Source organism: Acinetobacter sp. SFD, assembly GCF_001647575.1.
GTDB classification, from domain to species: domain Bacteria; phylum Pseudomonadota; class Gammaproteobacteria; order Pseudomonadales; family Moraxellaceae; genus Acinetobacter; species Acinetobacter pecorum.
This window is the reverse complement of sequence record NZ_LSZJ01000016.1, coordinates 155,569-163,475: the sequence shown is the minus strand read 5'-3', so window position 1 is coordinate 163,475 and position 7,907 is coordinate 155,569. Positions and strand designations below refer to the sequence as shown.

At 45.1% G+C, this 7,907-nt stretch carries 7 protein-coding genes; 3 read left to right on the top strand and 4 right to left on the bottom strand.

Annotated elements, in window-relative coordinates:
• Window positions 1-313: 313 nt before the first annotated feature.
• From AY605_RS13925 to def, 3 genes are all read right to left on the bottom strand, one after another.
• Window positions 314-2,344 carry a TonB-dependent copper receptor gene (locus AY605_RS13925; RefSeq protein WP_064096965.1) on the bottom strand — a complete coding sequence of 677 codons (2,031 nt, stop codon included), beginning with the start codon at window positions 2,342-2,344 and terminating at the stop codon, window positions 314-316.
• A 73-nt stretch (window positions 2,345-2,417) separates the two neighbouring features.
• On the bottom strand, window positions 2,418-2,837 hold the full coding sequence (locus AY605_RS13920) for a DUF2946 family protein (protein WP_064096964.1): 420 nt from the start codon (window positions 2,835-2,837) through the stop codon (window positions 2,418-2,420).
• A 91-nt stretch (window positions 2,838-2,928) separates the two neighbouring features.
• On the bottom strand, window positions 2,929-3,459 hold the full coding sequence (def, locus tag AY605_RS13915) for a peptide deformylase (protein ID WP_004644875.1): 531 nt from the start codon (window positions 3,457-3,459) through the stop codon (window positions 2,929-2,931).
• Between the two features lie 121 nt (window positions 3,460-3,580).
• Between def and AY605_RS13910 the strand changes: the two genes are divergently transcribed.
• Genes AY605_RS13910 through AY605_RS13900 form a run of 3 tightly spaced genes read left to right on the top strand, consistent with a single transcriptional unit; the run spans window position 3,581 to window position 6,541 of the window.
• On the top strand, window positions 3,581-4,735 hold the full coding sequence (locus AY605_RS13910) for a LysM peptidoglycan-binding domain-containing protein (RefSeq protein ID WP_064096963.1): 1,155 nt from the start codon (window positions 3,581-3,583) through the stop codon (window positions 4,733-4,735).
• Between the two features lie 56 nt (window positions 4,736-4,791).
• The gene (dprA, locus tag AY605_RS13905) at window positions 4,792-5,931 is read left to right on the top strand and encodes a DNA-processing protein DprA (RefSeq protein ID WP_064096962.1); all 1,140 of its coding nucleotides are present in this window, start codon (window positions 4,792-4,794) and stop codon (window positions 5,929-5,931) included.
• A 40-nt stretch (window positions 5,932-5,971) separates the two neighbouring features.
• The gene (locus tag AY605_RS13900; RefSeq protein ID WP_064096961.1) at window positions 5,972-6,541 is read left to right on the top strand and encodes an L-threonylcarbamoyladenylate synthase; all 570 of its coding nucleotides are present in this window, start codon (window positions 5,972-5,974) and stop codon (window positions 6,539-6,541) included.
• A gap of 432 nt (window positions 6,542-6,973) precedes the next feature.
• Here AY605_RS13900 and AY605_RS13895 read toward each other — a convergent pair whose 3' ends face one another.
• Window positions 6,974-7,882 (bottom strand): DMT family transporter, encoded by a 909-nt coding sequence (locus tag AY605_RS13895; RefSeq protein WP_064096976.1) that lies wholly within the window; start codon window positions 7,880-7,882, stop codon window positions 6,974-6,976.
• Window positions 7,883-7,907 lie beyond the last annotated feature (25 nt).

The following is a 7,907-nucleotide window of genomic DNA, read 5'->3' as shown; positions in this document are numbered from 1 at the left end:
CTTAGTCAATCTTAACTAAGTTACTGTTTTATCAGAAGTTTTAATCTTCATCACCGCCGATGGATGTGCATTCTACAGCATTTCACATCCCTTGCAACCCCATTTTTTAAACTTTACAAACGCATGTTTATTTTATAATCCATAAAATCCATAAATTACTGTTTTATTTATAAAAATTATTTTAATAAAAGTTTGAGTTATTATTGAATGCAAAACCAAATAACACTAACTTACTGATAAAAATATATTTAAATTTCCATCATCAACAAAAAGCAGGAAAAAACTCCTGCTTTTTGTTTGTTTTCAGTTCAAATTAGAATTTCATACTGACTCTTGCCCAGTAATTCCGTCCGATATTATTAAATTGCTCATTGGCAGCAAATCCAAAACCGGAACTGCCCATCTTGTTCAAATGCTCGGCATAGGTACGGTCCAGTACGTTATCGATGCCCACAGAAAGATCCATGTTGTCATTTACATGATATGTACCATTTAAAGAGAGAGTGCCAAAACCAGCACTTTGCTTAAGGTCATAGCCAACAATATTGCCTTCACGCTCACTGATCCGGTTCTGGCCATCGACCAGGCGCCAGTAGGCACCCAAAGTATAGTTATCCTGGATATAACGTAAGTTTACCCGAGCCTCCAAAGGTGAAATCTGTGGCAACGGCGTATTGTCACTGGTATTTTTACCCCAGGCATACATCGCACTCAGGTCAGCCTGAATCGCATCAGTAAACTGATATCCGATTCCGACTTCTGCCCCTGCCACTGTTGCATCGACATTTCGGCTATGCGCTTCTAACATTCCCATATTACCTGTTGGCAAGTAAGTCGTGAGGATGTAATCATTGATTAAACCTGCATATGCCGATGCCCATGAACTGAAATTACCATGTTCATGCTGGTAGCCAATATCCAGCTGTAAAGTTTTTTCAGTATCAATGTTCTTAAAGGTATTTGGATGACCATTGCCTGATTTTGGACTATACAGCTCCCAGTAATCCGGCATACGTTCGACATAGCCCATACCAATATAAGTCTTGCCATCTTCATGGTCTGGATGCTGATTCTCAAAACGCAAAAAAGCGCTTGGTAAAGTTTCTCTACGCTCCTGGTTTGACTCTACTGCTTCTACTTTGACCTGATCCAGACGCAGGCCACTTACCAGCTTATGATTATCACTGACCTGATAACTCAGCTCACCGAAACCACCGATCGACTGGAACTCCATATCTTTAATACGTGGCTTATTCTGATACGCTGTCATCAGATTTCCGTTACGTTTGCTATGCTGATTATTCTGGCTGTCGATACCTGTAATCAGCTGTAAGTTATCCCACTCATTGGTCATTGCCATACGCGCATTCAATGTCTTACGCGCCACATTGGTGGCCATAGGCATACTCATCATACCGCCAGGCTTGAACTCGCGCAGACTATAGTTATCCATGACATGGTCATTAAAATTGTAGTTCACCTGTGCTTCAATTTTCTTGATCACATCGCTGACATTTCTTTTTTCAACACGCAAACCCAGACTTTCACGGGCAAATTTGGAGCCATCCATTGCACGGCCGGCATACACAGCTTCACCATCCGCCTTGCCCCCGGTCAGCTCTACCCAGGTATCACTATCCGGTGTCCAGCCTAATGCAACGTCGGCATTCCAGCGCTCCCAATCGGAAGGAACGGTCGTGCCATTACCATCTTTATAACTGTCTGAAACAGAGCGGCTGGTATTCAGGCGAATATATTTCTGTGCATCACCTGCTGCAACTTCGACATTATGGTCAAGACGTCCGAAGGAGCCCAGCAGGACACTGGCCTGACCGCGATAGTGATTGTCTGCATCAAACTGTTCAGGTGAACGCTCAAAAATGACGGTTGCGGCTGAACCGGTATTGGCATATTGCACCGTCTGCGGACCTTTAATGACCGAAATCTGGTCATAGCTTTCCGGGGAAATATAGGAGGTGGGCGAATCCATCCGGCTTGGACAGGCCCCCAGGTTTTCCGTGCCATCCGTTAAAATTTTAATTCGTGAACCGAACATGCCGCGGAAAGTGACATCCCCATTGGTTCCTGCGCCACTATTGACTGAACTAAAACCCACAATGCTTTGCAGATAATCTGCGCCATCTGTGGCAGGAACAGGCTGGATCGGCTGTTTAGGATCGGCATGGACAATCAGTCCATTGGCATCATTACCCGCAGTCGAGGTCACCACAATCGGCGCCATGGTTTGTACAGGCATGGCTTCATTGGCCATTACCGAAGCTGAATAACAGGCAATACAAATCGCAGCCGCAAGTGGCTGTAGAAAAAATTTAGGCTGAGCCATTTTCTATCTCACTGAATACATAAATTGAACACGGTCTAAGTCACTCAAGACCCAGACGAAAAACAACGTGGATTTATGCAAACAGTGGTGGAGCTCTGCCTTGGGGTAACAGGAACAGCCGCTGCAGAGCAAACCAGACATGCTTAAAGGTTTTTTCAAAAGCCAGCAGTCTGACCTGGATTCGGTCCAGAACTTCTTTAATGTCCAGTTCAGGCGGCAAGATCAGGTTGCCATAGACGGTACAGTACTGGCATTGATGACTGGCATCATGCTCATGGACATCAGCAGGAATATGCTGTGCTGTAACAGAATGCTGAGCGTGCTGCTCGGCATGGTGAGAATGATCAACAGAGGATTTGTCTAAAAGTGCATGCGTGATGGTTTCACAGACCGGAGCAACCTGATATTGCTTCGGCAATAAAGGCTGTAAAAATACCGCAATCTGTAAAAACACTGCTACCAAGGAAAGTAGCAGACCGCCCCGCAGGACCATAGGCAAGCCCTTAAATTTATCTAGGCCAAGTATAGCAAAGCCCAATCAGAATTGGGCTGGTTTGGCCATTAAAATAGACTTTGAAATTATCCTAACGTTTCACTGCTACTTTGTCTTTATTACGCTGGCGTACCAGTTTTTCCACTTTTTCACGGGCACGCTGGCGTTTTAGTGGCGATAAATAATCAACAAATAACTTGCCATTTAAGTGATCCATTTCATGTTGGATACACACAGCGAGAAGTCCGTCAGCATCGAGCTCAAATGCTTGACCTTCCAGATTAATTGCCTCAATTTTTACGCGTGACGGACGATCAACTTTATCGTATATTTGGGGGACTGATAAACAGCCTTCTTCGTAAGGCTGCGTTTCTTCAGTCAATGGTGTGATTTTGGGGTTAATGAACACCATCGGTTGATCTTTATTTTCAGACAGATCCATAACAATCAGCTGAATATGACGATCCACCTGAGTCGCGGCAAGTCCGATACCTGGTGCTTCATACATGGTTTCAAACATATCCGCAGCGAGCTGACGAATTTCATCAGTCACTTCTTCGACAGGTTGTGCAATGGTACGAAGACGGGGATCCGGGAAACTTAAAATAGGTAATAAGGCCATACTACGTCCTCAATTATGCCATTGATCAAAAAAACCAAATGAAGGGAATGCTTCATCAAAAAAATGTGTGTAAGATCGTTATTATAACGCAACTACGCACATAATTTTAGGAATTATGATAATGAAAAAGGTTTTGAAAGGCATGCCATTTTTTAGTGCCTTGGGGTTTAAAAATCAGATGCTGGCACTTGCCGTCTGTGTTGGCGTCAGTATGGGGACCATTCATTCTGCCGAGGCAGCACCTGCACGCAATGTTAATCCACCGGCATTAAAAGCCAATGCACCGAACGTTTATGTGGTGAAAAAAGGCGATACGCTTTGGGATATCTCGAAACGCTTCCTGAAAAATCCGGTACGTTGGCCGGAAATCTGGGCCAGCAATAAACACGTGAAAAATCCGCACTGGATTTTCCCGGGTGACCGCCTTCTCATGTGCGATTACCAGGGTCGTCCAATTATTGGTAAAGACGAAGGGGATGGTTGTGAGGGTATTATCAGCCGCTATCTGGGCAGCACTACCCTGCAACCCCAGATTCGGGTTGAATCTTTAAATAACACCATTCCAGTGATTCCACTAGAACATATCAGGCAATGGCTAGAGCGTTATACCCTGATGGCGCCTGATTCAGTCCAAGGTACGCCCTATATTCTCGGAACTGCAGATCAGCGCGTACTGGCAGGCAAAGGCCAGAAAGTTTATGCACGTGGCAACGGTCTTGAAGTTGGCCAACGCTATGCCGTTTATCGTGAAGCGGAACCGTATGTATTTACGGATGCAAACGGCAAGAAATATACTGCTGCACTTGAGCTGCAACAGGTGGCGTCTGGTATTGCAGTACGTAACGAAGGTGATGTCACCACACTTGAACTGACGGATAGTTACAATGCTGAAGTACGTCGCGGTGACCGTGTACTCCCTGAATATGATCCAATGTTACCAACCCTGTTCTATCCGACCAGCGCGGAAAACATTGCTGCCGGTGGCCAGATTGTTCGCGTATTGGGATCAATTGGTACCGCGGCACGTCATAGTGTTGTGACCATTGACCGTGGTACGGCACATGGGGTTCAGACGGGTCATGTCTTTAGCGTCAACCAGAAAGGTGAAGTGGTGACTGATCCTAAAACTAAAGAACGTGTGCAATTGCCAGGTGAGCGTATTGGCCAGATCATGGTATTTAAAACCTTCGATCAGTTGAGCTATGCCTATGTGCTGGAGAGCGAATTACCAATCAAGGTTGGTGCAGGAATTCAAGCACCTCTTTTAGATGAATAAATATTTGTCTAAATAAAAAAACTTAATAATAAGAAGACAACCCTATAGGTCTCAATATGCTGAACCCGTTATCGCGCGCGCAACTGGAAACAATTACGTTATGGTATCTGGTTCAGCATTCTCTTTCGAGTTTCCATAAAATCAGTCAACACTATGCCGAACTGTCCCATGCCCTTCAGCCGGATCAAGCCCCTGTCTGGCAGGCACTGGGTATTCATGCCAATCATGTACAGCGCTTAAAAGAATTTTTTCTTCCCGAAGCCCAGCAGAAATTTCAGCGTTGTCTGCAGCAGATCCAGCAGGATAGTGACTTTGTTTTATTGCATGGCGATCCGCATTATCCGCAGCAGTTGCATCCTTATACAGATAAGCCCCCAATTATTTTTGGTCAGGGTAGACCTGATACCCTGCTTCAGGCACAGATTGCCATTGTGGGCAGCCGCAAACCCAGTCCACACGGCCGGCAAGTAGCTTATGATTTTGCTTTCTACCTGAGTGAACAGGGTTTTTATATCAATAGCGGTCTGGCACATGGTATTGATGAAGCAGCACATCGGGCTGCCCTACAACATCAGGGGACAATTGCAGTGATGGCGACCGGACTGGATCAAACCTATCCAGCACAACATCAATCATTACGCCAGCAAATCATTGAGCATGGTGGTGCGGTCATCAGTGAGTTTTTGCCAGATACACTACCTCTGCAGCACCATTTTCCACGGCGTAACCGAATTGTCAGTGGTTTAAGCCTAGGCGTCATTGTGGCAGAGGCTGCTTTAAAAAGTGGTTCTCTGATTACGGCTAAACTGGCAGCCGAGCAAGGCAAAACCGTGTTTGCCATTCCGGGACATATTTACAGTGAGCATCATCAGGGCTGTCACCAACTGATTCGTGAGGGTGCGATTCTGATTGACCATCCACAGCAGGTCATCGAAGAACTGGCACTGGCGACGCAATGGCAGGCTTTAGAAAATACTCCCAAACTGGAAGTCGCTGCAGCAGAATCACAACAGATCCCGCCACATCTGCTCAGCCTGTATAACCAGCTGGACTGGGTGGGACAGAGTCTGGATCAACTGGGAACGCAGGTTCAGCAAGAGGTATCTGCTTTGACCAGTCAACTGATGGAACTGGAGTTACTCGGTTTTTGCACCCAGCAAGCCGGCCTGTATCTACGTTGTCGGATCCTCAAATAAGGTTCACAATAGCGCTTTGTTGTTTGATAAAGGTATTCACATGATCACTACCTCTGTTGCCGAAGCAGCAGCATGGCTTAAAGACGGACAAGTCTTGGCATATCCTACAGAGGCTGTTTGGGGCTTGGGTTGCGACCCCTATAATGAACAGGCATTTCATCAGATTTTAGAATTGAAGCAGCGCCCGATTGAGAAAGGTGTGATTCTGCTGGCAGCTCATCTTTCACAGGTAGAACATCTGCTACAGGATTTAAGCGAAGAAATGCGTGACAAAGTGATTGAATCCTGGAACCATGACAGGCCTGCAGAGCGTGCGACCACCTGGCTGCTTCCTGCAAATAAAGAGATTCCTGACTGGATTAAAGGTCAGCATACTCAAGTGGCCGTACGTGTAACCACTCACCCGCTCTGCGTGGCACTGTGTCAGGCCTTTGGTGGTTTTATCGTTTCGACCAGTGCCAATCCTGCCGGTATGGAACCTGCCCGCTCACTTCAGGATGCCCTCCGCTATTTTGACCAGAACCTGAATTATCTGAATGGCGACCTTGGTTTAAGTCAGCAACCGAGCCGGATTATTGATGCACTCACTGGCGCGGTTATTCGTGACTGAGACCTAGCGGATTTAGTCGGGATATTCAAACCCGACTAAAGTTTTAAGACAAAAAAAAGCTCAACCATATAGGGATGGCTGAGCATAAAAAAGGATGTGCATAAATCACATCCAGAGGGTTCAGAAAATCTCTGGGAGCCTGATAAAACAAGGTTTTTTTTGCTTGATCATTCTCGATGGGCGCATTATGCGAGAAATTGGTCACAACAACAAGTACAATAAAAAACTCAATTAATACATTTTTTCTATTAACAAAGTAGAACTTTTATTGAGAATTCAAAATATCTAACTCATTCCATTCCGATTTTAAAATAAAGTGCTAATTTTCTATTTATTGTTACATTCAGAAATCAGTATTTAACAGATGAATTCTATTAAAAAAACATGCCTGAATGATCAATATTTAAACAATTAAGAATTTTAAAAACTGAGCTATTTCCTTATGACTTGGCTTTTCGCGGGGTACTGCGCCCATAAAACCCCCAATAGAATAATACTGCCGCCAATAGTGTGATACATAGTCCAAGCTTCGCCTAACCACAAATATGCGACTACTGCGGTAAAGACAGGCATCAGGTTCATAAAAATACTGCTGCGATTTGGACCAAGTTGCTGCACAGCCATCATCCAGAATAAGGGCGCGGCAATGGAAGGAAAAATTCCGGCATAGACAATGCTAGCTGCATTCGCGCTATTGATGCTGTCCAGACCTAAAAACAGTATCAAAGGAATATGGTAAAGAAAAGCCATAAAAATCTGGATATACAGACTCAGTAGTAGTGGAATCTGAATCTGCCATTTCTTCAGGAATACGCCATAACAGGCATAGAAAAATACCGCGATCAACATCAGCAAATCGCCAATATAACTTTCACCTACGCTTAAGAACCGCAGGCCCTGCCCTTGCGCCATGACATACATCAGGCCAATAAATGACAGAAGACTTCCCAGCACTGCAGCCTGCGTCGGGCGAATCCTTAAAACAAAAATACCCACGATAATGGTAAAAATAGGAATAAAGGCATTGATCAGCCCCATGTTAGTGGCAGTAGTGTAGTGTGCCGAGCTATAAGCCAGTCCTTGATACAGCACCATTCCCAGCGCACTCAAAATGGCAAAATGTCCGAGATGCGGACGGATTTCTGGCCAGGCTGCTTTGACTCTGGGCAACATGAAGGGAGTTAAAATTAGCAAAGCCAAAGCCCAACGGTAAAAACTGATACTGATGGGAGAAATATAATCTGCCACATAACGGGTAACCGTCATATTCAGAGACCAAATCAAAACTGCGGCCAGTGGTAAGGCCATAGCCCACCAGACTGCTTTTTGTTGTTGTGTCATACTGTCATCCATGAGTCGCTGGTCT

Bases quoted from the DNA above. Each gene is read 5' to 3' on its own strand.
- def (WP_004644875.1), bottom strand. From the start codon at position 3,459: ATGGCCTTATTACCTATTTTAAGTTTCCCGGATCCCCGTCTTCGTACC.
- AY605_RS13910 (WP_064096963.1), top strand. From the start codon at position 3,581: ATGAAAAAGGTTTTGAAAGGCATGCCATTTTTTAGTGCCTTGGGGTTT.
- AY605_RS13900 (WP_064096961.1), top strand. From the start codon at position 5,972: ATGATCACTACCTCTGTTGCCGAAGCAGCAGCATGGCTTAAAGACGGA.
- dprA (WP_064096962.1), top strand. From the start codon at position 4,792: ATGCTGAACCCGTTATCGCGCGCGCAACTGGAAACAATTACGTTATGG.
- AY605_RS13895 (WP_064096976.1), bottom strand. From the start codon at position 7,882: ATGACACAACAACAAAAAGCAGTCTGGTGGGCTATGGCCTTACCACTG.
- AY605_RS13920 (WP_064096964.1), bottom strand. From the start codon at position 2,837: ATGGTCCTGCGGGGCGGTCTGCTACTTTCCTTGGTAGCAGTGTTTTTA.
- AY605_RS13925 (WP_064096965.1), bottom strand. From the start codon at position 2,344: ATGGCTCAGCCTAAATTTTTTCTACAGCCACTTGCGGCTGCGATTTGT.